Origin of the sequence: Listeria sp. Marseille-Q6474 (assembly GCF_946902005.1) — a bacterium.
Classification (GTDB): Bacteria; Bacillota; Bacilli; order Lactobacillales; family Listeriaceae; genus Listeria; species Listeria innocua.
This window is the reverse complement of sequence record NZ_CAMPPS010000001.1, coordinates 301,672-327,241: the sequence shown is the minus strand read 5'-3', so window position 1 is coordinate 327,241 and position 25,570 is coordinate 301,672. Positions and strand designations below refer to the sequence as shown.

Genomic DNA, 25,570 nt, shown 5'->3' with positions numbered 1-25,570 from the left:
GTTGCGGTTTCTTTTATTTTTCTTTGTTTTGTTCTTCTACAATTTGTTCAAATTCTTTTTCTTCTTGTTCCATTACTTTGATTTCTGGATGTTTATTCATATAAAGTTTCTTCGTTAGTAATGTTTGACCAGCTAAGAATAGTCCGCCGACAGCCCAATATAACGCTAGGGCAGAAGGAGCTGTGAAGGAAACGAATAAAATCATAATTGGCGACATTAAGCCGATAATTTTCATTTGTTTCTTTTGTTCTGGTGAATAACCAATCATGGAAACAAAATATTGTGCTAAGTAGACAAGACCTGCGATTATCGCAAGTACCATATCTGGTGAACCTAAGTTAAACCATAAGAATGTGTGACTAGCAATTTCGGAAGATCCGCGAATAGCATAATAGAACGCCATCAAAATCGGCATTTGAATAAGTAATGGTAGACAACCCATTTGCATCGGATTGATATTATACTTGGAATAAACGGCCATCATTTCTTTTTGAATATTTGCTTGTTCTTCTTTCGATGTAGCACGTTTTAGTCGAGCTTGAATTTCATCGATTTCTGGTTTGGCAACTGCCATTTTGGATTGCATGCCCATTTGAGCTTTAGCAGTACGTAAGTTTAGTGGCATAATAAGTGCACGGATAAGTAACGTTGTAATAATAATCGCAATCCCGTAATTACCCCCAACAAACTTTGCAACGAACATAATAAAGCTAGTAAATGGTTGGATTAGATAAGTACTGAAAAAACCATCTGTATTTTGTGACGGGTCCATACTACAACCTGTAAGTAATAGTAGAGCACCTAGTAATACGCTAATTAAAATAATATTTTTCTTTTTCAATGTTTCATTTTCCTCCTAAATAGTAAAATAATCATTTCATCTGTTGGAAAATGAAAAACTGTCTTCATCATCAGTAATGGCGCTACATTTCTTAGTAATAGCCAGCCAATTAATAATAAAATTAGGCGAGGTTCTAACAAAATGTGCTCGAAGTAAAGTCTTTACTGGCTTTAAGCAGGTAGCGTCAGCGGGTAGCACCATTTTCGGTTTTAATAATGTAATGGCCGACCAATAACTAAAAATCGTCAACATTAATAAAAACGTCACTGTGAGTGAAATGAATTCTGGTTCAAGTAAGATTTGCAAAATGGAAATCATGCCACGCAGTCGCTCCTTTCAAGGTTTTAGTACTCATTAACTATAATGCAAAAAGAGCTATAGCACAACCACTATTTTTGGATTTTTAATAAACAATATCAAACGTTTTTCGATCTTCAACAGGCGCACCTTTATAAATGTAAACATGTTCAATACGGCAACCAGGTGAAGGTCCTTTTTTTATTGCATCAATAAATTTATTTAAGTTTTCTTCTTCTGCAATTGCATGAATTTCAACGGAACCATCGTCTAAATTTTTCACTGTTCCACTAATGTCATATTTGTAAGCGACGTGTTTTGTTGTGTAACGAAACCCAACACCTTGTACAAATCCAGTTACTCTCAAAATCGCTGTATCTCTAGCCATGACGAAACCAACTCCTTTTATTTTTCCTTACTACCAGTGTATCTTTTTTTGTTGTTACTTTCAAAAATTTGCATTCCAGTATTTCAAAGGAGCTTATGCTATAATATGTGTATTATATTTAGTGTTGGGAGTTTTTGATATGACAAAATGGAATGTCTATCTAACTAAAGGAGAATACGAGCCTTGGTGGTTTTTTGAGGAATGGGAAACTTCTATTCAAGCAGACTTTACTTTTTCAGAAAAAGAAGCTGCGTTTGCGAAGTACCAAGAATTAGCAGAAGGTTTACTGCGAAATTACCCTAACCATCAAACAAAGAAAGATTGTTTGTTAGCGGCTTGGAATGAGGAAGAAGTAGAATATTGCGAAGACTGTGAAGACGATATTCAAACTTTTCATGGACTTATTTTATTTTTTAATGGAGAAGTATATCAACCAACTTCTGAAGAGAAAGAAACCATTTTTAAAAATGTTTTAACTTTTGCTTAAGGTTAGAAAGAAATTAGCGATTTTTGGAGGATTAATACATGCAGAAGAACGATGACTTATTACGAGAACGCCGGAAAGACGAACATGTTGCTCTTGGTGTAAAGCAAAATGAGAACTTAGCTCCGTCGAGTTTAGAAGATATTCAATTGATTGGGACATCTATCCCGCGCTACAATGTGAAAGATATTGATCTAACAACAACTTTTTTAGGAGCAACAGTACCATTTCCATTTTATATTAATGCTATGACAGGAGGAAGCCGGCATACAAAGAGAATTAATGCCGAACTCGCTGAAATAGCTCGCGAAGTAGCTATCCCGATGGCCGTTGGTTCCCAGTCTGCAGCTCTAAAAAACAGTTCGCTAATAGATACATATCAAGTCGTTAGAGAAGTTAATCCAAAAGGTATCATTTTAGCCAACGTTAGCCCAGAAGTGGATATTCAAGACGGAATTCGCGCAATCGAAATGTTAGAAGCAGATGCGCTACAAATCCATATAAATCCTGCGCAAGAATTAGTGATGCAAGAAGGCGACCGTTCCTTTAGTCACTGGTTATCAAGAATCGAAGCATATGTAAAAAATTCCCCAGTACCAGTTGTCGTCAAAGAAGTTGGTTTTGGAATGACACGAGAGACTGTAAAGACTCTAGCTGAAATCGGCGTTACAACAGTAGATTTAGCCGGAAAAGGTGGAACTAACTTTGCGCAAATTGAAAATGATCGCCGCCGCGACCAAGCCTATAATTTTTTACTTGATTGGGGTATTTCAACTGGGCAAGCATTAATAGATATGCAACATGCTGACGCGCCAAAAATAGCATATTTAGCATCTGGAGGTATTAGAAACCCGTTAGATATTGTCAAAGCACTTGCGCTAGGAGCAGATAGTGTTGGGATGGCTGGGCAAATTATTTATTCACTGAAAAAAGATGGTGTATCAAAAACGATCGAAAAGTTAGAACTTTGGAAAGAACAGTTGCGAGGACTCTTTGTTTTAGCAAATGCGAAAAATATTGCAGAACTAAAAGAAATACCATTAATTGTAAGTGGTGAACTTGCAAAATGGGGTAGTTTACGAGAAATTGATTTAGTTCAACTTGCAAATAGAAAATAAAAAAACCAGCAGCTATTCATTTAGCAATGCTGGTTTTTCGTTTATTGAACCGTTTCCGGTAAAGTTTCATCAATCGCTTGAAGTCGTTCTGTAAATTCTTCTTTAGATAATTCTTTTGTATAAAGATTTGCTGGGTGAACGCGGCATTCATGCGAACAACTGCGCAAATATTTTTTTTCGTTTTCTAAAGAAGCGAGAATTTGTTTATTACAATATGGATTTGCACAATTGATATAACGTTCGCAAGGTGTGCCGTCAAAGTAATCTTTCCCTACAATAGTAGGATTTACTTGGTTAATTGGAACAGCGATTCTTTCATCAAAGACGTACATTTGTCCATCCCATAGTTCGCCTTTTGTTTCTTCATTTTTACCGTACGTTGCAATGCCGCCATGAAGTTGACTTACATCTTCAAAGCCCGCAGTTTTCAACCAGCCAGAAAATTTCTCGCAGCGAATTCCACCAGTGCAATAAGTAACGATTTTTTTATCTTCTAGTTGATCGCGATTATCTTCAATCCAGCCTGGTAGTTCACGGAAGTTCTGAATATCTGGGCGAACTGCACCACGAAAATGGCCAATATCAAATTCATAATCATTCCGAGCATCTAAAATAACAGTATCCTCGTCTAGTAGTGCTTCGCGAAATTCAGCAGGTTCTAAATAATCACCTGTAATTTCAAGTGGATTGACATCTTCTTCTAAACTTAAACTAACAATTTCAGCACGAGGTCTGACATGCATTTTTTTGAAAGCATGGGAGTCAGCCGCGTCAATTTTAAATACCATATCAGCGAAGCGAGCGTCATTTGCCATATAATCCATATATTTGTTTGTTGCTTCTACTGTTCCCGAAACGGTGCCATTAATCCCCTCAGTAGCCACCAAAATTCGGCCTTTTAACTCCATTTCTTTGCAAGCAGCAAGATGCTCTTTTGCAAAAGTTTCTGGATCATCAATCGTTGTGTATTTGTAATATAACAACACTTGATAGTCACTCATAATCTTATCACCCTTCAAAATGTATTTCATGTGTAAGAAAAATTCTCCACAAGTTTGCGCATTAATACTATACTATAGCAAATTAAGACTGGCAAGTAACCGAACCGTAAAATAAATGCTTCTTATAGTTAACTATATGTACAAGTACAAAACAGCTATGGTATACTTATTAAATATGAAGCGAAAATTTTGTTGATGAAAGCAAATCCTGTTTTCATTGCCTAAAATAAAGAATGAAGTAAGGATTGGGCGTGAGCTATGTGCAAATAAATGAATCGTTTATGGAAGAACTAGCTTTAAAAAAAGTAAAACAAGAACGCAGAAAAAGACTGAAGTGGTTTGTTTATAAATTTCTAATGATTACCTTTGGAGCGATTTTAATGGGGGTGGGTTTAGAACTTTTCCTTGTAAACAACCGGATTTTAGATGGTGGAGTCGTTGGTATTTCCATTATTATTTCTCAGTTAACACCGCTACCTTTAGGGGTTTTAACTTTTGTACTTAATATTCCATTTTTCATTATTGGTTACCGGAAAATCGGAAAAGTTTTTGCACTTTTTACTTTGTACGGGATTGCAGTTATGTCGATTGTGACACTTGTTTTACATGATATGGACCCAGTGACAGATGATTTATTACTTGCGACTGTTTTTGGTGGAATGACACTCGGTCTTGGTGTAGGACTTGTTATTCGTAATGGTGGAGCACTTGATGGGACTGAGATTATTTCCATCATTATCAACGGAAGAACACCATTTTCAACCGGGCAAATTATTATGTTTATCAATATTGTGATTTTCATCGTTGCTGGACTTGTATTTAACTGGGACAGAGCTATGTATTCATTAATTACGTATTTCCTTGCGTATAAAGTTATTGATATTGTTATTCAAGGTGTAGATGAATCGAAAAGTGCTTTTATTATTAGTCGCTATTACGAGGAAATCGGTGCAGAAATCATGGAGCAACTAGGAAAAGGCGTAACATACTTAGATGCAACTGGTGGATACTCTGGTGATGTAAGAAAAGTAGTTTTCGTTATCGTCTCAAGATTTGAAGAAGTGAAAGTGAAAGCTATTCTGGACGAAATAGATCCAGATGCCTTCTTAGCTGTCGGGGGAAGCATGTCAGAAGTCCGCGGCGGAAAGCTGATGAATACGAAAACACCACACCTATAACAAAGCTAAAACCATATGTCTCTTACTTGAGATATGTGGTTTTTTGACGAAAGGAAACATTTGTTTGTATAATAGGGCTATAGTATGAGCTACAGGACGGATAGATGTGCTATAATAAAACAAGCAAAAAAGGAATAGGTGGGACTTGAAATGGCGACACAAAAGAAAAAAACGGCTGGGCGAAAGAAAACGTCCACGCGTTCAAAAAAGAAAAAATCAGCTTCTTTTCGTTTAGAGATAACGGGTGCTGTTCTGATAGCAATAGGGATAATCGGGATTTTACAATTAGGTTTTGTTGGTAGAGGTTTCTTTGCCCTGGCTGAAATGTTTGTTGGTCTTCTTAGTTATGTATTACTTGCTGGGAGTATCGTTCTCGGCGGCTACATGGTAATTAGAAGAAAGATGCCACACCTTTTTAGCAAACGATTAGTAGGTGTCTATCTCATTGTTTTAGGATTTTTAACGTATATACATATGTATTTCATCATCCATAATTTAGGTGCCAATGCGCCTGTTGTTTCTAGTACATGGAAATTAGTTCTAGAAAATTTATTTAGACCAAATCAAGTAGGCTTTGTTGGTGCAGGAATGATCGGAGCTGCTATTACCTCAGTTACCTATTTCTTACTAGACCGACTTGGAACGAATATTATTGCCATTCTTTTAATCATTTATGGATTTTCACTAGTTTCAGGTATTTCTGTACGCCAATTTTTCTCGAAAATTACTGAATTCGTTCGCTACTTATTTTCAAAAGGTAAGGCTGCAACGGAAAAAGGGAAAGAAGTAAAAGCTAAACGAGATAAAAAGAAAGCGGAAAAATTAGTTGAAGTAGAAGCGGATGAAGTAATCGAGGTAAGCCAACCAATAGATGCTTCAAAAGAAGAAAAAACACCGCCAATTATTTCGAATTTTAGTTCTAAAGTAGAACAAGAAAAAGCTCCTCTAGAAGAAAAAACAGAGTCCGATGTAAAAGAAAAAGATTTAGAAATGTTCCAACAAGAGTCTTTTGAAAATGAAATCTATCAATTACCATCAGTGGATATTTTAGAACCTGCCAAAGTAACTGATCAAAGTAAAGAGTATGACCAAATTAAAGTTAATGCGAAAAAATTAGAAGACACCTTTGAAAGTTTTGGTGTGAAAGCAAAAATCACTCAAGTGCATCTTGGGCCAGCCGTTACAAAATATGAAGTGCAACCGTCAGTCGGAGTCAAAGTGAGTAAAATTGTTTCCTTAAGTGATGATATTGCGCTTGCTTTAGCAGCGAAAGATATTCGCATTGAGGCGCCAATTCCTGGTAAATCAGCAATTGGAATTGAAGTAGCAAATCAGAATGTAGCGATGGTTTCTTTACGGGAAGTACTAGAAAATAATCCGAAAAATAACCCAGATGAAAAATTACAAATTGCTCTTGGTCGAGATATTTCTGGTGAAGCAATGATGGCAAGCCTTGATAAAATGCCCCATTTACTTGTAGCGGGAGCGACTGGTAGTGGTAAATCGGTTTGTATTAATGGGATTATTACAAGCATTTTACTTCGAGCTAAACCACATGAAGTAAAAATGATGATGATTGATCCAAAAATGGTTGAATTAAATGTTTATAATGGTATCCCGCATTTACTAGCACCAGTTGTTACTAATCCCAAAAAGGCAGCTCAAGCTTTACAAAAAGTTGTTGCTGAAATGGAGCGGCGTTATGATTTATTTTCTCATACTGGTACACGAAATATGCAAGGTTATAATGATTACGTAAAAAAACATAATGAACTTAACGAAGAAAAACAACCGGAATTACCATTTATTGTTGTGATAGTAGATGAGTTAGCTGACTTAATGATGGTTGCTTCTAATGATGTAGAAGATGCGATTACACGACTTGCGCAAATGGCGCGTGCTGCGGGAATTCATTTGATTATCGCGACTCAACGTCCATCTGTGGATGTAATTACTGGAGTCATTAAAGCGAATATCCCATCTCGAATCGCTTTTGCAGTATCGAGTTCGATAGATTCAAGAACAATTCTTGATATGGGTGGAGCAGAAAAACTACTAGGTCGCGGAGACATGTTGTTACTACCAGTCGGTTCTAGTAAGCCAACTCGTATTCAAGGCGCCTTTTTATCAGATAAAGAAGTAGAAGATGTAGTTAATTATGTTATCTCGCAACAAAAAGCACAGTACAACGAGGAAATGATTCCTGATGATATTCCTGAAGTTGAAGGAGAAGTAACGGATGAACTTTATCATGAAGCAGTCGAACTTGTTGTAGAAATGCAAACAGCTTCCGTTTCGATGTTACAACGAAAATTCCGAATTGGTTATAACCGGGCAGCCAGATTAATTGATGAAATGGAGCAAAGAGGAGTAGTTGGACCTCATGAAGGTAGTAAACCGCGACGAGTCAATGTGGAACTTCCACCAGATATAGAATAAATAAAAAGAGGTTGCGACTAAAATCGCAACCTCTTTTTTTAAGAAAGTAAATCTCGTTTTTGAGCTTCAATTTCTTTTTTACTTGTAGCGTATTTTCCTTGAGTACGGTCAAGTAATTCATCGAAAAAAGAAGGTAAGTTGCTTTTGCTAAGTTCAACGCCTTCAGCTGTAATCCCGCCTTTTGTAGCAACACGGTCGATTAAACCGCTAAATGTATAATCTTCCTCCACTAAGAGTTTAGAAGTCCCAGCTAAAGCAAAATTAATCATTTGAAAAATTTCCGCATCTGACAAAGTCGATCTGCGAAGAGCCGCTTCCACGAATTGTTCGAAAATAGCCGCTATAATACCAGGTGAGGAACTCGTTAAGTCACTCGCAATGTCAATATTTTCTTCTCGAATTGTCATCACATGTCCGAAATTTTCAAAAGCTGATTCTAACCAATTGCTGTTCGTTTCCGAAACAGTATCTGCGTGTGAAATTAAGGTAGTTCCAACACCAACTACTGTTGTGATTGAAGGTATTAATTTACTTACTTGTAAACTCGGAGATAGTTCCAAAATATCAGAAGTACTAACCCCAGCTGCAATCGAAATCACGTGGCGATCTGCCGTTAATACAGCCTCGCAATCTTTAATAAGGGGCAATACAGCTAAAGGTAATTTACAAATAAAGCTGTGATCTGCTTTTGTAAAAACTTCTGCTTCATTGGCTGCTAATTCGGTTGTAGGATATTTATCATAAAATTGCTTGAAATGGTCGTTTGCCGAACTAGAGTAAAGGATGATTTCCTCTGGAGTACAAACCTTTGTTTCAATCAATTTAGTGGCTATCAACGTTGCCATACTCCCAAAACCGATAAAACCTATTTTTGTCATTTTCATCCCGCCTTTCATCGTTATTTTTTATTATGAAGGGAATAAAATCGGATTGCAAATAAATCAGATTGTTTGCTTTTTCACGTTAACGCGCTTCCACCTAGGGATAAGCTTGAAATCGAATGATTCCGACAGAATTAAATTTTCTGAATTCATTTGCATTAAAAATTTATGAAGTTGGTTATTTATTTATTTTATTTTCCATGTTATATTAAGAACAGTTAGAGAAGACGTTAAATGTTTTTGTGCGTTTTCCGAAAAAGGGACCATACATAATTTTTTAATACGCGCCTGAATGTTTGTTTTGACAGAAAGCTCTGACTAACATTATATCTCTCGGGAGGGGTTTTAAGGTGAAAAAGCGTACATTTGCTTTAGCACTATCAATGATTATTGCTTCTGGCGTTGTCTTAGGTGCTTGTGGTTCGAGCAGCGACGATAAAAAAAGTGGCGATGATAAGAGCAGTAAAGATTTTACAGTAGCTATGGTTACAGATACTGGTGGCGTTGATGACCGTTCGTTTAACCAATCAGCATGGGAAGGCTTACAAAAATTTGGTAAAGCTAACGACATGGAAAAAGGTACAGACGGTTATAACTATTTGCAATCAGCTTCTGAAGCAGACTACAAAACAAACTTAAACACTGCTGTTCGTAGCGACTATGATTTGATTTACGGAATTGGTTACAAACTGAAAGATGCAATTGAAGAAGTTTCTAAACAAAAACCTAAAAATCAATTCGCTATTGTTGATGACACAATTGATGACCGTGATAATGTAGTAAGTATTGGATTTAAAGATAACGATGGTTCTTACCTAGTTGGTGTTGTAGCCGGCTTAACAACAAAAACAAATAAAGTTGGATTTGTTGGTGGGGTAAAAGGAGCTGTTATCGACCGTTTTGAAGCTGGTTTCACTGCTGGTGTAAAAGCTGTTAATCCTAACGCACAAATTGATGTACAATATGCAAACGATTTCGCAAAAGCAGACAAAGGACAACAAATTGCTTCTTCCATGTATTCAAGTGGAGTTGACGTAATTTTCCATGCTGCTGGCGGTACTGGTAACGGTGTCTTTGCAGAAGCTAAAAACCTGAAGAAAAAAGATCCTAGCCGTGCTGTTTGGGTAATCGGTGTTGACCGTGACCAATGGGACGAAGGAAAAGTTACAGCAAACGATGGCAAAGATTACAATGTAACACTTACATCTGAAATCAAACGCGTTGATATCGCTGTAGATGACCTTGCAACTCGTACTAAAGCTGGAGATTTCCCTGGCGGAACTAAAATTGAATATGGTCTTGATAAAGATGCTGTAGGGCTTTCTGAACATCAAGATAATATTTCTAAAGACGTTTTAGCTAAAGTAGAAGAATACAAACAAAAAATCGTTGATGGGGACATTAAAGTTCCAGAAAAACCTTGATTTTATAGTTATAAAAACTGAGTAATATGAACGAAGTAAAACCTTTTATGAAAGTCGGTATTAAGCATACCGGCTTTCATAAAAAAATAATTTGTAAGCGTTTTAATATGATAGGTAAACCCTTTTACTAAAAGAAAATAATCGGTATATTGGAATTTATGATTGCAATGAATGCCATTTAGAAATAAAATAAGGAGATGGCTTTTTTAACCGCTTAAAAATGTGAGGACAAGCTTTTGTACATAGATGGTATAATGAAACGTATTTAGCAACATACCGAAGCACTTTAGCGAAAAAAGTCATTGAACAACAAACGGATAAAAAACTCGGAACCTTCTTCGGGAGGAAGTACGGGGAGAGGCGGCGTCCTTCGAGAGAATCGCGCGTGTGGCTGTTTTTCCAGTTTGAACCAGACGACAAGGGGAGTGAAGAAGTGGACTTTGTTATTGAAATGTTAGGAATCAGGAAGGAATTCTCTGGATTTGTAGCAAATGATAACATCACCTTACAGTTAAAGCAGGGCGAAATCCATGCTTTGTTAGGTGAGAATGGCGCAGGAAAATCTACGCTAATGAACGTCTTGTTTGGTCTATATGAACCAGATGGTGGAGAAATTCGTGTTCGCGGTACGAAAGAAAATATTAATAGCCCGAACAAAGCGAATGAACTTGGAATCGGAATGGTCCATCAGCATTTCATGTTAGTGGATAAATTTACGGTTGCAGAAAACATCATCCTTGGTAAAGAGCCAAGCAAGCTTGGAGTTATCGAGAAGAAAAAAGCGGTAGAAGAAATTAAAGAAATCTCTGACCGATATGGTTTACGAGTTGATCCAAATGCTGTTGTCCGCGATATTTCTATCGGAATGCAACAACGTGTGGAAATCTTAAAAACACTATATCGTGGTGCTGATATCTTGATTTTTGATGAACCAACAGCTGTTTTAACGCCCCAAGAAATTAAAGAATTGATTCAAATCATGCGTTCTCTTATAAAAGAAGGGAAATCAATTATTTTAATTACACATAAACTAAAAGAAATTATGGATGTTTGTGATCGCGTAACTGTTATCCGCCGTGGTAAAGGCATGGGTACAGTAAATGTTCCAGAAACAACTCCGCAAGACTTAGCTAATTTAATGGTTGGTCGTGAAGTCGTTTTTACAACAGAAAAAATCGCTGCAACTCCTGGGAAAGACGTTTTAGAAGTAAAAGATTTAGTTGTTAAAGAAAGCCGCGGCGTCGAAAGTGTTCGTGGACTTAATTTGACTGTTCGAGCAGGCGAGATTGTCGGAATTGCTGGGGTCGATGGTAATGGTCAAAGTGAACTCATTTCTGCAATTGCAGGTCTTTCTAAAGTAACAAGTGGAAGCATTCTTCTAAATGGTGAACACATTGAGAATAAAAAACCACGTAAAATTACGGAAGCTGGTTTAGGACATATTCCAGAAGATCGTCATAAACATGGTTTAGTACTTGAGATGTCACTTGGAGAAAATATTGCTTTACAAACGTACTATAAGAAACCTATTTCTAGTAAAGGTTTCTTAAATCACAAAGCAATGTATGACTTTGCGCGCGAGTTAATTGAAGAATACGATGTTCGCGCAAGTAGCGAATACGTAGCAGCAAAATCGCTTTCTGGTGGTAACCAACAAAAAGCAATTATTGCGAGGGAGATACACCGTAATCCAGATTTCTTAATTGCGGCTCAGCCAACACGTGGACTAGATGTTGGAGCAATTGAATTCATTCATAGACGCTTGATTGAACAACGAGATAACGGAAAAGCTGTATTACTTATGTCGTTCGAATTAGATGAAATCATGAATGTAAGTGACCGTATTGCGGTTATATACGAAGGGAAAATCGTTGCTATTGTTGATCCGAAAGAAACAACGGAGCAAGAACTTGGTCTGATGATGGCTGGTTCATCCAAACAGGAAGCGGAAATGGGGGAGAAAGAGCATGTCTAAACGACTACAAGCATTAGTTATCCCAGTTACAGCCGTTATCCTTGGACTTATCTGCGGTGCGATTATCATGCTTATTTTTGGATATGACCCAATTGCTGGTTATTCAGCACTTATAGAAGGTGTCGTTGGTGAAAATTTCTATATTGGTGAAACAATCCGCCAAGCTACACCGTACATTTTAGTTGGTCTATCTGTTGCAGTTGCATTTAAAGCCGGACTTTTCAATATTGGTGCGGAAGGTCAAATGCTGATGGGCTGGTTAGGTTCCATTATCATCGCTGTAAACTTTGATGGTTTAACTAAATGGATTCATTTGCCACTTGCGATTATTACTGGTATGGTTTTTGGTGCACTTTGGGCATTCATTCCAGGTATTTTAAAAGCAACTTTACGAGTAAATGAAGTTATTGTAACAATCATGCTTAACTATACAGCACTTTATATTTTCAACTATGTAGTACAAAATTTACTTACAGACGGATTAGATAAAACACAAGAAATTCATGCGTCTGCGTCTTTACAATCTGAATTATTGCAATCAATGACTGATTATTCGTCACTACATTGGGGGATTTTAATAGCCCTTGGTTTTGCACTTATTATTTGGTTAATGTTAAATAAAACTACTTTTGGTTATGAAATCGAAGCAGTCGGATTTAACGAAAATGCATCGCAATATGCCGGTATGAGTGTAAAGAAAACAATTATCTTTTCTATGGTTATTGCCGGAGCGCTCGCTGGTCTTGGTGGCGTAATGGAAGGCCTTGGAACTTATGGAACGGCTTATGTATTAACTTCTTCTCCAGGAATTGGTTTTGACGGTATTGCCGTTGCGTTACTCGGAGGAAGTTCTCCAATTGGGATTGTCTTCTCTGCCATCTTGTTCGGCGCTCTAAAAGTCGGAGCACTAAACATGCCAGCAGTTGCAGGCGTTCCAAACGAATTAGTCAATGTAATTATCGCTCTGATTATCTTCTTTGTGGCATCCAGCTACATTATCCGCTGGGCGATGGCAAAATTTAAGAAGGGGGCGAAAGCAGAATGACAGCCATTTTAGCGACAATTGTTTCTAGTACACTGCTTATGGCAGGCCCACTAATTTTTACCGCACTCGGGGGCGTTTATTCAGAACGAGGCGGTGTGGTTAATATTGGACTAGAAGGTATGATGGTTATGGGAGCATTCTCAGCTATCGTCTTTAACCTTACTTTCCAAGATACTTTTGGCAATTTAACTCCTTGGATATCACTTATTGCGGCTATGGTCGTTGGGGGATTATTCTCTCTTGTTCATGCCGTTGCAACAATTAACTTCCGCGCTGACCACGTAATCAGTGGTGTAGCGATTAACTTTTTAGCAACTGGTCTATCTTTATTCCTTGTAAAAGTAATTTATGATAAAGGCCAAACTGACCAAATTAAATATTACTTTGGTAAACCAGATATTCCTGTTTTAAGTGATATTCCAGTTATTGGTGATATTTTCTTTAAAAACATTCCGGTGATGAGTTATGTGGCGATTCTATTTGCAATCGCATCGTGGTTTATCATTTATAAAACGCGCTTTGGTCTTCGTCTTCGTTCTGTAGGGGAACATCCTCTTGCAGCTGATACGATGGGAATTAAAGTACGTTGGATGAGATACCAAGGTGTTATCATCTCTGGTATTCTTGGTGGTCTAGGTGGTGCAGTTTACGCGCAATCCTTTACACTTGATTTCGGACACGCAACTATTTCCGGTCAAGGTTATATGGCCCTTGCAGCAATGATCTTTGGTAAATGGAATCCACTTGGAGCAATGGGAGCAGCAATCTTCTTCGGTTTTGCGCAATGTTTGGCAATTACTGGGGGCTCGCTACCGTTTTTCAAAGACATTCCAGACGTTTACTTACAAATTGCGCCTTATGTATTAACAATCCTCGCGCTTGTTGGATTTATCGGTAAATCCGAAGCTCCAAAAGCAGATGGTGTTAACTACATTAAAGGAAAATAAAACATTAGGACAGCCTAGATATTATTCTAGGCTGTTTTTTTATGCTAGAAAATTGTGTGTGGCAACAACTTAGGATACAATAGGAAAGTGAGATCATTGCTTGAAAGGAGCATTATAATGACAGACAAAATATTTCGAGAAAAAGTTGGTCCGGTTGCACTAACAATCGTTCCCACCCAAAAATATAAATCTAATAAAATTGTTTTTAAATTTCGCGCTCCATTAGAAAGAGAAACAGTTACAAAAAGATCATTATTATCAATTTTGCTAGAAACAAACAGTGAAAAATATCCGACGCAAACGGCTTTCAGAAAGCAGTTAGCTAACTTATATGGCGCAAACTTCTATACAACTACGGCCAAAAAAGGAAATGAACACGTTTTAACTGTCGTTTTCGATATGATAGACGGTCAATATGTTTCTGATGGTGAGAATATTTTAAAAGACGCATTTGCTTTTATTGAACAAGCTATATTTCAGCCAAATGCAACAAATGGCGCTTTTGATGAAGAAATAGTTGCTCGTGAAAAAGAGAATTTAAAAAGCAGTTTAGAAGGAATTTATGATGATAAAATTCGTTTTGCTTCTAAAAGACTAGTAGAAGAAATGTTCCGAGACGATGAATTCCGCTACGGGGCGGCAGGGGTTTTAGAAGATGTTGATGCCATCACAGCAAAAGATTTATATGAATACTATTTGAAATTCATCAAAGAAGATGTCATTGAAATTTTTATCTGCGGCGATGTAACAAAAGAAGAAGTTATGCCGCTTATCGAAAAGATGGCTTTTTCACCCCGTCCAGAACGAAAAGGTGTTTTCTATACAAAAGAGGCGCCAAAAGAAACTCGTGTCATCCATGAGCAACAAGCAATCAATCAAGGGAAACTAGTGCTTGGTTATCAAACAGAAACATTATTTGGAGACGATGATTTTGTTGCTCTTCAACTTGCTAATGGACTTTTAGGTGGCTTTGCAAATTCCAAAATCTTTATTAATGTTCGTGAAAAAGCAAGTCTAGCTTACTATGCTTCCAGCCGAATTGATTCTTTCAAAGGCTATATGATAATTTCAGCGGGAATTGATGAAGTGAATTATAAACAAGCTTTAACCATTATTGAAGAACAAATCGTCGCAATGAAACAAGGCGATTTCACTGAAGACGAATTAAATCAAACAAAAGAAATGCTCATTAATCAATTGCTTGAAACAAATGACCAAGCACAAGGTTTAATTGAACTTGCTTATAATAACGTTTTACGCGAAGCAAACTTAGACCTAGAAAATTGGATCATAAAAATTAAACAAGCAACAAAACAAGAAGTAGTTGCTGCTATTAATAAAATCAAGCCAGACACAATATATTTCTTGAGCAAGGGAGGAGAAGAACTTCATGGAAAAAATCACATTTGAACAAGTAAAAGAAGCTGTATTTCATGAAAAAATGTCTAATGGTTTACAAGTCTACCTTCTTCCAAAACAAGGATTTAGTAAGACGTATGCTGTTTTTACAACTAACTACGGTGCAATTGACAATAATTTCGTTCCAATTGGCGAAACCGAATTCACTAAAGTACCCGATGGCATAGCTCATTTTTTAGAGCACAAAATGTTCGAAAAAGAAGACGGTGATGTATTTTTTAAATTCGGCGAAAAAGGCGCTTTTACGAATGCCTTTACTTCATTTACAAAAACTGCCTATCTTTTCTCAAGTACCTCTCGTGTAGAAGAAAACTTAGAGACATTAATCGATTTCGTGCAAGAACCATATTTTACAGAAGAAACAGTTGAAAAAGAAAAAGGAATTATCGGTCAAGAAATCAGAATGTATGATGATGATCCAGATTTTCGCGCTTATTTCGGTGTAATCGAAAATATGTATCATAACCATCCAGTGAAAATTGATATTGCTGGAACTGTTGAATCAATTGCAGAAATTAACAAAGATCTGCTGTACCTTTGTTATAATACTTTTTATCATCCAAGCAATATGGTACTGTTTGTCGTTGGTAACTTAGAGCCGGAAGAAATGATGAACCAAATTCGTGCAAATCAAGCGAAAAAAGATTTCACAGAAGCTGCTCCAATCAAACGTCATTTTCCAGAAGAACCAAAAACTGTCGCTGTAAAAGAACGTAAAATTCATTTTCCAGTACAAATTGCTAAAAATATGGTAGGTATTAAAGAAGATATAGGATCTCTAGAAGGACAGGCAGCACTTAAACAAGAAATTATTGGTGATGTAGCGCTTGAAATGCTTTTTGGAACTACATCTGATACTTATTTAGAATTGTACAACCAAGGAATCATTGATGATAGTTTTGGTTATGATTATACACTGCAAGACAGTTTTTCCTTTGTCCTTGTTGGTGGGGATGCAAAAGACCCAGACATGCAAACAACTAAAATTATTGAGGCGATTCAAGCAGCAGCTAAAAACGGCTTAAATGAAGCGGATTTAGCTTTAGTAAAACGTAAACGTATTGGACAATTTTTACGCTCGCTTAATTCACCAGAGTTTATTGCCAACCAATTTAGCCAATATGTAATGAAATCTGCTTCTCTCTTTGATATTTTACCTTTAATGGAAACAGTTACATTAGAAGAAGTAAATAATTTTGTGAAAAACCTGGACAGTGAAGAGCGCACTACTAGTTTCCAATTGCTTCCAGAAAAATAATCGTTCTGTGTCTTTTTTACTTTTTTTTGTATAAAAAATGGCATAAATTCCTGAGTCATGCTATCATAAAAGAAATAGACTGGAAAGGGTTGCCTTTTTTTGGATAAAGATATAAAATATGCTTTTGTAACTGGAGCTAGCGGAGAAATAGGTCAAGCGATTTGTATATCACTTGCGAAAGCTGGCTGGAACTTGTATCTTCATTATCATCAAAATAAACAAGCTGTGGAGAATTTATTACCACTACTACAAGCTGAAAAAATAGATGTATTTTTTATTCAAGCTGATTTCGATGATGTTGCAAGTTTAGCAGAAATGGAAAAGCAAGTTTTTCAAGTAGATGCATTTATCCATGCAGCAGGGCATTCTCACTATGCTTTATTCCAGGATACAACAGATATAGAGGCTACAAAATTATGGAATGTGCACATGTTTATGCCAATGCGTTTAATCCGCACTTTCATACCAAAGCTAATGAAAAGCAATCAAGGAAGGATTGTTTTCATCAGTTCTATATGGGGAGAAGTCGGAGCATCAATGGAAGTAGTTTATTCCACTGTAAAAGGGGCTCAAATCGCCTTTTGCCGAGCACTAAGTCAAGAATTAGGGCCTTCTGGAATAACTGTTAATGCAGTGACACCAGGAGCGGTAGAAACGAAAATGATGGATCAATTTTCAGCGAATGAAAAAGAAGAACTTCGTGAGGAAATTCCCTTGAAACGCTTTGCAAAACCTGAAGAAATTGCAGAAACTGTAGAATTTTTAATAAGCAAAAAAGCAAGCTATATCACTGGAGAAGTTTTGCGCTTAAATGGCGGTTGGCTTATGTAATTTTAGTAAAAAGTGGAAAATTGAAATAGTAATGGTAGGTGTTTAATTTTGACAGAACTCGGTGATAAACTGAAACAAGCTAGACGTGAAAAAGGACTCAGTTTAGACGACTTGCAACAAATAACGAAAATTCAAAAACGTTATTTAATAGCGATTGAAGAAGGAAACTATGCTGTAATGCCTGGAAAATTTTATGCGAGGGCATTTATTAAACAATATGCAGAAGCAGTTGGACTAGATAGTGCGACACTTTTTGATGAGTTTGAAAGCGAGGTTCCTGAAACACCGCAACAAGAAGTAGTAAATAATGAGCCAACTCGTGTAAAAAGTAAAAGAAATCCTATGCCCGCTCAATCGGTCGGCAATCAAGCTAACTCTCGTAATCGTTTCTTTGATATTTTACCAAAAATTCTTATTGCTTTATTTATTGTTTTTATTCTTTTCATTGTTTGGTTTTTCTTGCTTAATAAACAAGATAATACCTCTGAAAAAGTTAAAACTGATACAAGCAATCCGACTGTAAAAGTAGAAGATTCTACTAAAAATAAAGACACGAACAAAGATACAGAGAAAAAAGACACAACATCTGATGAAAAAAAAGCAACAGATACAACTGAAAAACCAGAAGACACAGCTAAAGAAGTTGAAGTAACTAAAGGTGAAACATCTGGTAACGAAACTAGTTATACAGTAAAAAACACTGATAAAATGACACTTTCTCTTAGCGCGACTGGTGACTCTTGGATTGGCGTGTCGGATGCAAACGGAAGCACTATTCAAAACGTGACGTTATCCACATCCAACCCTTCTACCGAAATTGATTTAGGAGATAACAAAACAGTTTCTATCGTTATTGGAAACTCGCCTGTTACAACTGTTAAAGTCAATGGTAAAGAGTTAGAACTTGCTCCAACGCTTGTTAAACAAGTGTTAACTATTAATTTAGAAGCAAGTGATGCTACTAGTAACTCTGATGCAGAATAATTTGTTTTATATGGCGAAATCTACTCATTAGGTTTCGCCAACATTTTTATCATTACATACTGTTTAAATGAAAAAAAGGGGAGAAAAAGATGAATTTACCAAATAAATTAACGGTTATCCGTATTTTTATGATACCAATTTTTGTCGTTCTATGTGTTGTACCATTTGACTGGGGAAGTGTCTCTTGGCTTGATTCGACCATTCCAGTTACAAGCTTAGTAGCAACTATTATTTTCATCGTAGCTGCCCTTACAGACTGGTTTGATGGGCATCTTGCACGTAAATATAATTTAATTACAAACTTCGGTAAATTTGCGGATCCAATGGCAGATAAATTACTTGTAGCTGCAGCATTTATCATTCTAGTTGAAATGCATATTGCTCCTTCTTGGGTAGTTATTTTAATCATTAGTCGCGAACTTGCTGTAACAGGTCTACGTTTACTTCTTGTAGAAGGCGGCGAAGTTTTAGCAGCTGGCCAACTTGGGAAAATTAAAACATTCACACAAATGATTGCAATTCCACTTATGTTATTAAACAATTTCCCATTTGCTTGGACAGGTATCCGCGTTGACTTAATTTTCTTATATGTATGTGCATTCTTTGCAGTATGGTCTGGAATAGACTATTTCTACAAAAATCGCGGAGTATTTAAAGGGTCTATGTAATAAAAAAAAGCATACCATTGTGTGCTTTTTTTCTATACAAAAAAATGAATGGAGATGGATTCAAATGGCAAGCGCGGAAATTATCGCAGTTGGAACAGAACTATTACTAGGACAAATCGTGAACTCTAATGCTGCTTTTATTTCAGAAGAATTAGCAGCTAACGGGATTTATGTCTACCATCACACTGTCGTTGGTGACAACCCTAAACGTTTAAAAGATGTGATAGACATTGCTGAAAAACGCAGTGATATTCTCATTTTCACGGGTGGATTAGGTCCTACAGAAGATGATATTACGAAACAAATTTTAGCAGAACACCTACAGAAAAACTTAGTAGAAGATGCGTTTCATATGAACAAAATCACGGAGTATTTTGCTTCAAGAAATAGAACAATGACGGAAAATAACAAATTGCAAGCTGTAATTATTGAAGGATCTACTGTATTAAATAATGATTATGGCTTTGCTGCAGGAATGTTCTTAAAAGAAAATAATCATACGTACATCTTACTTCCAGGCCCACCTTCAGAAATGAAACCGATGTTTTCGAGTTATGCTGAACCTTTACTCGTAAGTGAAAGTGCTGAGAAAAATGTGTTAGAGTCTAAAATAATGCGCTTTTTCGGTATTGGAGAATCGCAATTAGCAGCAGATTTAAACGATATGATTTTAGCGCAAGTAAATCCTACTATTGCTACATATGCAGGTGATAATGAAGTCGTTGTGCGGATTACTGCTACTGCAAAGACTAAAGAGGAAGCGAGTGCCCTTGTGAACGAAACGGAACAAGAAATTTTACGCAGAGATGGAACTTTTTTATACGGTTATGGCGAAGTTTCTTTACCAGAATTAGTAACAGCCATGCTGCTTGAAAAAAATATCACTATTTCCGCTGCTGAAAGTTTTACCGCTGGATTATTCCAAGCAGAAATTGCCCGTTTTCCTGGTATTTCTAAAATTTTTAAAGGTGGCATGGTCACATACAGCGAAGAGACAAAACAATCTATTCTTGAAGTCTCACCTCAAACAATAAAAGAAAATGGCGTCGTAAGTTCAGAATGCGCGAAAGAAATGGCGAAGAATGTCAGCAGACTTTGTAACACTGATATAGGTATTAGTTTTACCGGCGTTGCAGGACCAGACAGTCTAGAAGGACATCCGGCAGGTACTATTTGGATAGGCTTGCATGTAGCTGGTTTTGAAACAGAAGCTTATCAGTTCGTTTATGGTAGAGATCGAAATCACAATCGCCGTCGTGCTGTAAAACAAGGCTTTCAGTTAATTAAGCAATTTTTAGATACAAATAAGTAATTTTTCTTTATAGAAAAGAATAAAAACAGCTTTATAATATACAAATAAGCGATAAAAAAGTATTAGACGAACGCTTGGAATCCCGTTATAATGGGGAAGAAAGCAGCCGGTGCTTACACAAAATAAAAAATACGAATAAATGTTCGCTTTTTGCTTGCTTCTCGCTTAGAAATGCGTTATAGTAATTCTAGGAAAAACATTCTGACTGTTTTTTAAGAGAGAAGAAGCGAAAAAACAGCTATTAGAATATTATGAAGGAGGCAACAACGTGAATGATCGTCAAGCGGCATTAGACCAAGCATTAAAACAAATTGAAAAACAATTCGGTAAAGGTTCCATTATGAAATTAGGGGAACATTCAGACCAAAATATATCTACTATTTCTAGTGGCTCATTAGCATTAGATATTGCTTTAGGAGTTGGCGGATATCCGCGGGGACGTATTATTGAAGTATACGGACCTGAGAGTTCTGGTAAAACAACTGTTGCACTACATGCGATTGCAGAAGTCCAAGCACAAGGTGGAACAGCAGCATTTATCGACGCCGAACATGCTCTAGATCCAGCTTATGCAAAAAATCTAGGTGTAAACATTGATGAGCTATTACTATCGCAACCGGATACAGGGGAACAAGCTTTAGAAATCGCTGAAGCACTAGTTAGAAGTGGCGCTGTTGATATGTTAGTTATTGACTCTGTTGCAGCTCTTGTACCACGCGCTGAAATTGAAGGCGAGATGGGAGATGCCCACGTTGGTTTGCAAGCACGTTTAATGTCCCAAGCTTTAAGAAAACTTTCAGGTGTTATTAATAAATCAAAAACGATTGCTATCTTCATCAACCAAATTCGTGAAAAAGTTGGTGTTATGTTCGGGAATCCTGAAATCACTCCTGGTGGCCGTGCGCTTAAATTCTATTCTACTGTCCGTTTAGAAGTAAGACGTGCTGAGCAGTTGAAGCAAGGTACTGATGTAATGGGTAACAAAACAAAAATAAAAGTTGTAAAAAATAAAGTAGCACCACCATTCCGTATCGCTGAAGTGGATATTATGTACGGAGAAGGTATTTCACGTGAAGGTGAACTTGTTGATATGGCTGCTGAAGTTGATGTAATTAACAAGAGTGGTTCTTGGTATTCTTATAAAGAAGAACGTATCGGACAAGGTCGTGAAAATGCAAAACAATATCTAAAAGAACACACAGACATTCGAGACGAAATCTCTAAACGCGTTCGCGAAGAATACGAAATTGATGGCACTAACAAAGAACCTTTAGACGAAAATGAAGAAACATTAAGTTTGCTTGATGATGAATAATTACTAGTAAATACGTGATAGGGAAATTACTTCCTATCACGTATTTTTTACTATTTAAAAAAATCTCAGGAAAATAAGCCTTCATTTCATTCCTTTTCTTGACATTGTATGCTTTGACCTATAAAATTAAGTTGTATATTTTATATTGCTGGGAGACAAGGGGGAAGTTTTTCCTTTGAAAATCGGCTTCAACTGAATGGGGAGATTAGCACTCGGTTGTTGATGAAAAATACGCATGTGCCAGAATTCTGGCCACCGACATAACAATAACGAAAATTGAATAGCAAAGGAGGTGTAAGGATGACAATCGCAATCACGATCATCTCCAGTTTGCTTTTCTTAATCGTCGGTCTAGTTGTTGGTTCTCTAATTTTTAAATCTAGTACAGAGAAAAAACTGGCTGCTGCAAGGGGGACTGCTGAATTAATTGTAGAAGATGCAAAGAAAGAAGCAGAAACTACAAAAAAAGAAGCATTGCTTGAAGCGAAGGAAGAGAATCATAGGTTACGTACTGAAATCGAAAATGAACTTCGTGGGCGAAGAACAGAGACACAGAAAGCAGAAAATCGCTTATTGCAAAGGGAGGAAAACCTCGACCGTAAAGATACTTCTTTAAGTAAACGAGAAGCTACACTTGAAAGAAAAGAGGAGAGTATCAGTAAACGTCAACAACAAATTGAAGAGAAAGAAAGCAAACTAGCTGAGATGATTCAAGCGGAGCAGACAGAACTCGAAAGAATTTCTGCGCTCAGCAAAGAGGAAGCGAAATCTATCATCCTTAACCAGGTAGAAGAGGAATTAACACATGATACTGCAATCATGGTCAAAGAATCAGAAAACCGGGCCAAGGAAGAGTCGGATAAAAAAGCAAAGAATATTCTCTCACTAGCTATCCAGCGTTGTGCAGCTGATCATGTGGCAGAAACAACGGTATCTGTTGTTACCTTACCAAATGATGAGATGAAAGGACGGATTATCGGCCGTGAAGGACGTAATATCCGTACGCTAGAAACGCTAACAGGGATTGATTTGATAATTGATGATACCCCGGAAGCAGTTATACTTTCCGGATTTGATCCAATTCGACGTGAAATCGCTAGAATCGCCTTAGAAAAACTTGTTCAAGATGGAAGAATCCATCCAGCTCGAATTGAAGAAATGGTGGACAAAGCCCGTAAAGAGGTGGACGAACACATTCGTGAAGTCGGGGAACAAGCTACATTTGAAGTTGGAATTCATTCCATCCATCCTGATTTGATAAAAATTCTTGGCCGCTTGCGTTACCGTACTAGTTATGGACAAAACGTTCTTAACCACTCACTCGAAGTTTCGAAACTTGCTGGAATTCTAGCAGGAGAGCTTGGCGAAGACGTTACGCTTGCTAAACGGGCCGGACTACTTCATGATATTGGGAAAGCAATTGACCATGAAATTGAAGGAAGTCACGTTGAAATCGGCGTAGAACTTGCTACTAAATACAAAGAAAATGATGTGGTAATCAATAGTATTGCTTCCCATCATGGTGATACAGAAGCTACTTCTGTTATCGCGGTATTGGTTGCAGCAGCGGATGCACTTTCAGCTGCAAGACCAGGAGCTCGTAGTGAAACGCTTGAAAATTACATTCGTCGTTTAGAAAAATTAGAAGAAATTTCTGAGTCTTACGATGGTGTAGAAAAATCTTATGCTATCCAAGCGGGACGTGAAGTACGTATCATCGTTGAACCAGATACAATTGATGATCTATCTTCCTACCGACTTGCTCGTGACATAAGAAAACGAATTGAAGAGGAATTAGATTATCCTGGTCATATCAAAGTGACTGTAATTCGTGAAACAAGAGCAGTTGAATACGCTAAATAATATTTAAAAGATACATCGCAAATTTATTTTGTGATGTATCTTTTTTTAATCGGTTGCCTAGCTTGATTAAGAACGGTATAATTAAAGGATAGATGAAAAAAGGGAGGCGGAGTTTTTGGGTGAGTGGAAAATTTTGCCGATGCTAAAAGAACATTATTCTGGTGTAGCTAGAGTGCATCAAGAAGGTATAGATACTGGAAACGCTACTTTTCAAGAAAAGACGCTATCTTTTGAAGCTTGGGATGAGAAGTACTTACAAACTTGCCGCTTAGTGGTTTTAACGGAGGGTCAAGTGATTGGTTGGGCAGCGTTATTGCCATTTTCAAGTATGCATGCTTATCGCGGAGTAGCTGAATTAAGCATTTATATAGCAAAAAGCGCTCGAGGAAAAGGCATCGGAAAAGCTCTTATGCAAGCAATTATTCAAACAAGTGAGCAAAACGGCTTCTGGACTCTGCAATCTTTAATTTTTCCGGAAAATGAAGCGAGTATTACACTTCATCATACATACGGCTTCCAAACTTTATGCATCCACGAAAAACTAGGTGAAATGAATGGCGTTTTTCGAGATGTCGCATTATTAGAACGTAGAAGTAATAGAAACGGAGAATAACGAAATGAAATTATTATTTATTGGTGACGTTGTTGGCTCAATCGGTCGCGACGCCATTACAGAATATTTACCACAATTAAAGAAAAAATATAAACCTACTGTCACAATTATAAATGGAGAAAATGCTGCAAGTGGCAGAGGAATCACAGAGAAGATTTATAAGGATTTTCTGGAGCTTGGTGCAAATGCCGTAACTCTAGGTAATCACACATGGGATAATCGCGATATTTTTGAATTTATTGATGACGCTAAATATCTCGTTCGCCCAGCAAACTTCCCAGATGATACAACACCCGGAACAGGCATGGTTTTTGTAAAAAGTAATCAACATGAAATTGCCGTTATCAACATGCAAGGCCGAACTTTCTTAGCAGATTTAGACGATCCATTCCGCAAAATGGATGCATTAATAGAAGAAGCAAAGAAACGAACAAATATAATTTTTGTCGATTTTCATGCTGAAACAACTAGCGAAAAAGAAGCAATGGGTTGGTATTTAGACGGGCGAGTTACTGCGGTAGTTGGTACTCACACACATGTACAAACTTCTGATAACCGCATTCTTCCAGAAGGTACTGCGTATTTGACTGATACAGGTATGACAGGACCATATGACGCTATCCTTGGAATGGAAAAAGAAGCTGTTATTCGTCGTTTTAAAACAGCTTTGCCAACAAGATTTGAAGTTCCTAAAACAGGTCGAGCAGTCTTATCTGGCTGTTTAATCACTTTAGACGAAACAACCGGGAAAGCTCAAAAAATTGACCGAATTCTCATCAATGAAGACCACCCATTTTCCTTTGATTAAGAATGGAGATGTAATTGTGACAGTTTCAAAAGAAGAAATCATGAAAAAAGCAACGGAACTTCGGGATGCTTTACAACAAACAGAAGAAGTATCATTCTACCGCTTAGCTGAGGAGAGAATAAACGCTAATTCCAAAGTAGCCGCGAAAGTTTCTAAAATAAAGTTACTGCAAAAAGAAGCAGTGAACTTAGAACATTATCAAAAATTAGAAGCAATGAAACAAACCGAAAGTCAAATTGATAATGTGCGGGCGGATATTGATTCGCTCCCAATTGTGACAGAATTCAGACGCGCTCAAGAAGACGCTAACGATCTTTTACAATCCATTACAACGGAGATAACTACAAAAGTAACAACAGAGCTTGAAAAAGAAAATTAACCATTTAAAACTGCCAAACTACTGGCAGTTTTTTTCTTTTGAGGTCGCGGGAAAATGTAACTTTATGCTATAATGAAAGGATGAAAATGAAGTAAGGGATGA

At 37.1% G+C, this 25,570-nt stretch carries 24 protein-coding genes; 19 read left to right on the top strand and 5 right to left on the bottom strand.

Annotated features, from left to right (window positions below; translation table 11 throughout):
• Positions 1-13: 13 nt before the first annotated feature.
• From OC533_RS01575 to OC533_RS01565, 3 genes are all read right to left on the bottom strand, one after another.
• Positions 14-841 (bottom strand): membrane protein insertase YidC, encoded by an 828-nt coding sequence (locus OC533_RS01575; protein WP_003771748.1) that lies wholly within the window; start codon positions 839-841, stop codon positions 14-16.
• Positions 842-877: 36 nt separating this feature from the next.
• Positions 878-1,159 carry a hypothetical protein gene (locus tag OC533_RS01570; RefSeq protein ID WP_010991524.1) on the bottom strand — a complete coding sequence of 94 codons (282 nt, stop codon included), beginning with the start codon at positions 1,157-1,159 and terminating at the stop codon, positions 878-880.
• Positions 1,160-1,244: 85 nt separating this feature from the next.
• The gene (locus tag OC533_RS01565) at positions 1,245-1,526 is read right to left on the bottom strand and encodes an acylphosphatase (protein ID WP_003771753.1); all 282 of its coding nucleotides are present in this window, start codon (positions 1,524-1,526) and stop codon (positions 1,245-1,247) included.
• 139 nt (positions 1,527-1,665) lie between these two features.
• On the opposite strand from OC533_RS01565, the gene OC533_RS01560 reads away from it, so the two are divergent.
• Complete coding sequence (locus OC533_RS01560; protein ID WP_003766820.1) at positions 1,666-2,013, top strand: DUF1033 family protein; 348 nt, start codon at positions 1,666-1,668, stop codon at positions 2,011-2,013.
• 38 nt (positions 2,014-2,051) lie between these two features.
• Complete coding sequence (gene fni, locus OC533_RS01555) at positions 2,052-3,128, top strand: type 2 isopentenyl-diphosphate Delta-isomerase (protein ID WP_045554149.1); 1,077 nt, start codon at positions 2,052-2,054, stop codon at positions 3,126-3,128.
• Between the two features lie 41 nt (positions 3,129-3,169).
• Here the strand turns inward: fni and OC533_RS01550 are convergent, their stop codons facing one another.
• Positions 3,170-4,129 carry a rhodanese-related sulfurtransferase gene (locus tag OC533_RS01550; RefSeq protein ID WP_033533052.1) on the bottom strand — a complete coding sequence of 320 codons (960 nt, stop codon included), beginning with the start codon at positions 4,127-4,129 and terminating at the stop codon, positions 3,170-3,172.
• Positions 4,130-4,380: 251 nt separating this feature from the next.
• Between OC533_RS01550 and OC533_RS01545 the strand changes: the two genes are divergently transcribed.
• Positions 4,381-5,307: a YitT family protein gene (locus OC533_RS01545; RefSeq protein WP_003727465.1), complete on the top strand. Its 927-nt coding sequence runs from the start codon at positions 4,381-4,383 to the stop codon at positions 5,305-5,307.
• Positions 5,308-5,457: 150 nt separating this feature from the next.
• The gene (locus OC533_RS01540) at positions 5,458-7,746 is read left to right on the top strand and encodes an FtsK/SpoIIIE family DNA translocase (protein ID WP_045553028.1); all 2,289 of its coding nucleotides are present in this window, start codon (positions 5,458-5,460) and stop codon (positions 7,744-7,746) included.
• A 38-nt stretch (positions 7,747-7,784) separates the two neighbouring features.
• On the opposite strand, the gene proG is transcribed toward OC533_RS01540, so the two are convergent.
• Positions 7,785-8,624, bottom strand: a complete 840-nt coding sequence (gene proG / locus OC533_RS01535; RefSeq protein WP_194323434.1) for a pyrroline-5-carboxylate reductase ProG — start codon at positions 8,622-8,624, stop codon at positions 7,785-7,787.
• A 353-nt stretch (positions 8,625-8,977) separates the two neighbouring features.
• On the opposite strand from proG, the gene OC533_RS01530 reads away from it, so the two are divergent.
• The 15 genes from OC533_RS01530 (at position 8,978) to OC533_RS01460 (ending at position 25,468) form a co-directional block, all read left to right on the top strand.
• The gene (locus tag OC533_RS01530) at positions 8,978-10,051 is read left to right on the top strand and encodes a BMP family protein (protein WP_003766833.1); all 1,074 of its coding nucleotides are present in this window, start codon (positions 8,978-8,980) and stop codon (positions 10,049-10,051) included.
• Between the two features lie 433 nt (positions 10,052-10,484).
• A complete protein-coding gene (locus tag OC533_RS01525) occupies positions 10,485-12,026 on the top strand; it encodes an ABC transporter ATP-binding protein (protein ID WP_003766835.1) in 1,542 nt (513 codons plus the stop codon).
• Positions 12,019-13,071 carry an ABC transporter permease gene (locus OC533_RS01520; protein WP_003762163.1) on the top strand — a complete coding sequence of 351 codons (1,053 nt, stop codon included), beginning with the start codon at positions 12,019-12,021 and terminating at the stop codon, positions 13,069-13,071. The genes OC533_RS01525 and OC533_RS01520 overlap by 8 nt, the downstream gene beginning before the upstream one ends.
• Positions 13,068-14,018: an ABC transporter permease gene (locus OC533_RS01515; protein ID WP_003727462.1), complete on the top strand. Its 951-nt coding sequence runs from the start codon at positions 13,068-13,070 to the stop codon at positions 14,016-14,018. The genes OC533_RS01520 and OC533_RS01515 overlap by 4 nt, the downstream gene beginning before the upstream one ends.
• A 117-nt stretch (positions 14,019-14,135) precedes the next feature.
• On the top strand, positions 14,136-15,428 hold the full coding sequence (yfmF, locus tag OC533_RS01510; RefSeq protein WP_194323435.1) for an EF-P 5-aminopentanol modification-associated protein YfmF: 1,293 nt from the start codon (positions 14,136-14,138) through the stop codon (positions 15,426-15,428).
• Positions 15,409-16,695, top strand: coding sequence for an EF-P 5-aminopentanol modification-associated protein YfmH (gene yfmH / locus OC533_RS01505; protein ID WP_185504887.1), 1,287 nt, complete (start codon positions 15,409-15,411; stop codon positions 16,693-16,695). Before yfmF ends, yfmH begins: the two co-directional genes overlap by 20 nt.
• A 99-nt stretch (positions 16,696-16,794) precedes the next feature.
• Positions 16,795-17,526, top strand: coding sequence for an elongation factor P 5-aminopentanone reductase (gene ymfI, locus OC533_RS01500; RefSeq protein ID WP_194323436.1), 732 nt, complete (start codon positions 16,795-16,797; stop codon positions 17,524-17,526).
• A gap of 48 nt (positions 17,527-17,574) precedes the next feature.
• Entirely contained in the window at positions 17,575-18,510 is a 936-nt protein-coding gene (locus tag OC533_RS01495) for a helix-turn-helix domain-containing protein (RefSeq protein WP_194323437.1), read from the top strand.
• Positions 18,511-18,599: 89 nt separating this feature from the next.
• Positions 18,600-19,178, top strand: coding sequence for a CDP-diacylglycerol--glycerol-3-phosphate 3-phosphatidyltransferase (gene pgsA / locus OC533_RS01490; protein ID WP_003762173.1), 579 nt, complete (start codon positions 18,600-18,602; stop codon positions 19,176-19,178).
• Between the two features lie 64 nt (positions 19,179-19,242).
• Entirely contained in the window at positions 19,243-20,490 is a 1,248-nt protein-coding gene (locus OC533_RS01485; protein ID WP_185484164.1) for a competence/damage-inducible protein A, read from the top strand.
• 268 nt (positions 20,491-20,758) lie between these two features.
• Complete coding sequence (gene recA, locus OC533_RS01480; RefSeq protein WP_003766841.1) at positions 20,759-21,805, top strand: recombinase RecA; 1,047 nt, start codon at positions 20,759-20,761, stop codon at positions 21,803-21,805.
• A gap of 300 nt (positions 21,806-22,105) precedes the next feature.
• Positions 22,106-23,668 (top strand): ribonuclease Y, encoded by a 1,563-nt coding sequence (rny, locus tag OC533_RS01475; protein ID WP_003721904.1) that lies wholly within the window; start codon positions 22,106-22,108, stop codon positions 23,666-23,668.
• Between the two features lie 115 nt (positions 23,669-23,783).
• Complete coding sequence (locus OC533_RS01470) at positions 23,784-24,281, top strand: GNAT family N-acetyltransferase (RefSeq protein WP_185549704.1); 498 nt, start codon at positions 23,784-23,786, stop codon at positions 24,279-24,281.
• Between the two features lie 4 nt (positions 24,282-24,285).
• Complete coding sequence (locus OC533_RS01465; RefSeq protein WP_003762187.1) at positions 24,286-25,089, top strand: TIGR00282 family metallophosphoesterase; 804 nt, start codon at positions 24,286-24,288, stop codon at positions 25,087-25,089.
• Positions 25,090-25,105: 16 nt separating this feature from the next.
• Positions 25,106-25,468 carry a RicAFT regulatory complex protein RicA family protein gene (locus tag OC533_RS01460; protein ID WP_003762190.1) on the top strand — a complete coding sequence of 121 codons (363 nt, stop codon included), beginning with the start codon at positions 25,106-25,108 and terminating at the stop codon, positions 25,466-25,468.
• The last annotated feature ends 102 nt before the right edge of the window (positions 25,469-25,570 follow it).

Coding starts and splice junctions, on each gene's coding strand:
- OC533_RS01570 (WP_010991524.1), bottom strand. CDS start 1,159: ATGATTTCCATTTTGCAAATCTTACTTGAACCAGAATTCATTTCACTC.
- OC533_RS01565 (WP_003771753.1), bottom strand. CDS start 1,526: ATGGCTAGAGATACAGCGATTTTGAGAGTAACTGGATTTGTACAAGGT.
- OC533_RS01560 (WP_003766820.1), top strand. CDS start 1,666: ATGACAAAATGGAATGTCTATCTAACTAAAGGAGAATACGAGCCTTGG.
- fni (WP_045554149.1), top strand. CDS start 2,052: ATGCAGAAGAACGATGACTTATTACGAGAACGCCGGAAAGACGAACAT.
- OC533_RS01550 (WP_033533052.1), bottom strand. CDS start 4,129: ATGAGTGACTATCAAGTGTTGTTATATTACAAATACACAACGATTGAT.
- OC533_RS01540 (WP_045553028.1), top strand. CDS start 5,458: ATGGCGACACAAAAGAAAAAAACGGCTGGGCGAAAGAAAACGTCCACG.
- proG (WP_194323434.1), bottom strand. CDS start 8,624: ATGACAAAAATAGGTTTTATCGGTTTTGGGAGTATGGCAACGTTGATA.
- OC533_RS01520 (WP_003762163.1), top strand. CDS start 12,019: ATGTCTAAACGACTACAAGCATTAGTTATCCCAGTTACAGCCGTTATC.
- OC533_RS01515 (WP_003727462.1), top strand. CDS start 13,068: ATGACAGCCATTTTAGCGACAATTGTTTCTAGTACACTGCTTATGGCA.
- yfmF (WP_194323435.1), top strand. CDS start 14,136: ATGACAGACAAAATATTTCGAGAAAAAGTTGGTCCGGTTGCACTAACA.
- yfmH (WP_185504887.1), top strand. CDS start 15,409: ATGGAAAAAATCACATTTGAACAAGTAAAAGAAGCTGTATTTCATGAA.
- pgsA (WP_003762173.1), top strand. CDS start 18,600: ATGAATTTACCAAATAAATTAACGGTTATCCGTATTTTTATGATACCA.
- OC533_RS01485 (WP_185484164.1), top strand. CDS start 19,243: ATGGCAAGCGCGGAAATTATCGCAGTTGGAACAGAACTATTACTAGGA.
- rny (WP_003721904.1), top strand. CDS start 22,106: ATGACAATCGCAATCACGATCATCTCCAGTTTGCTTTTCTTAATCGTC.
- OC533_RS01465 (WP_003762187.1), top strand. CDS start 24,286: ATGAAATTATTATTTATTGGTGACGTTGTTGGCTCAATCGGTCGCGAC.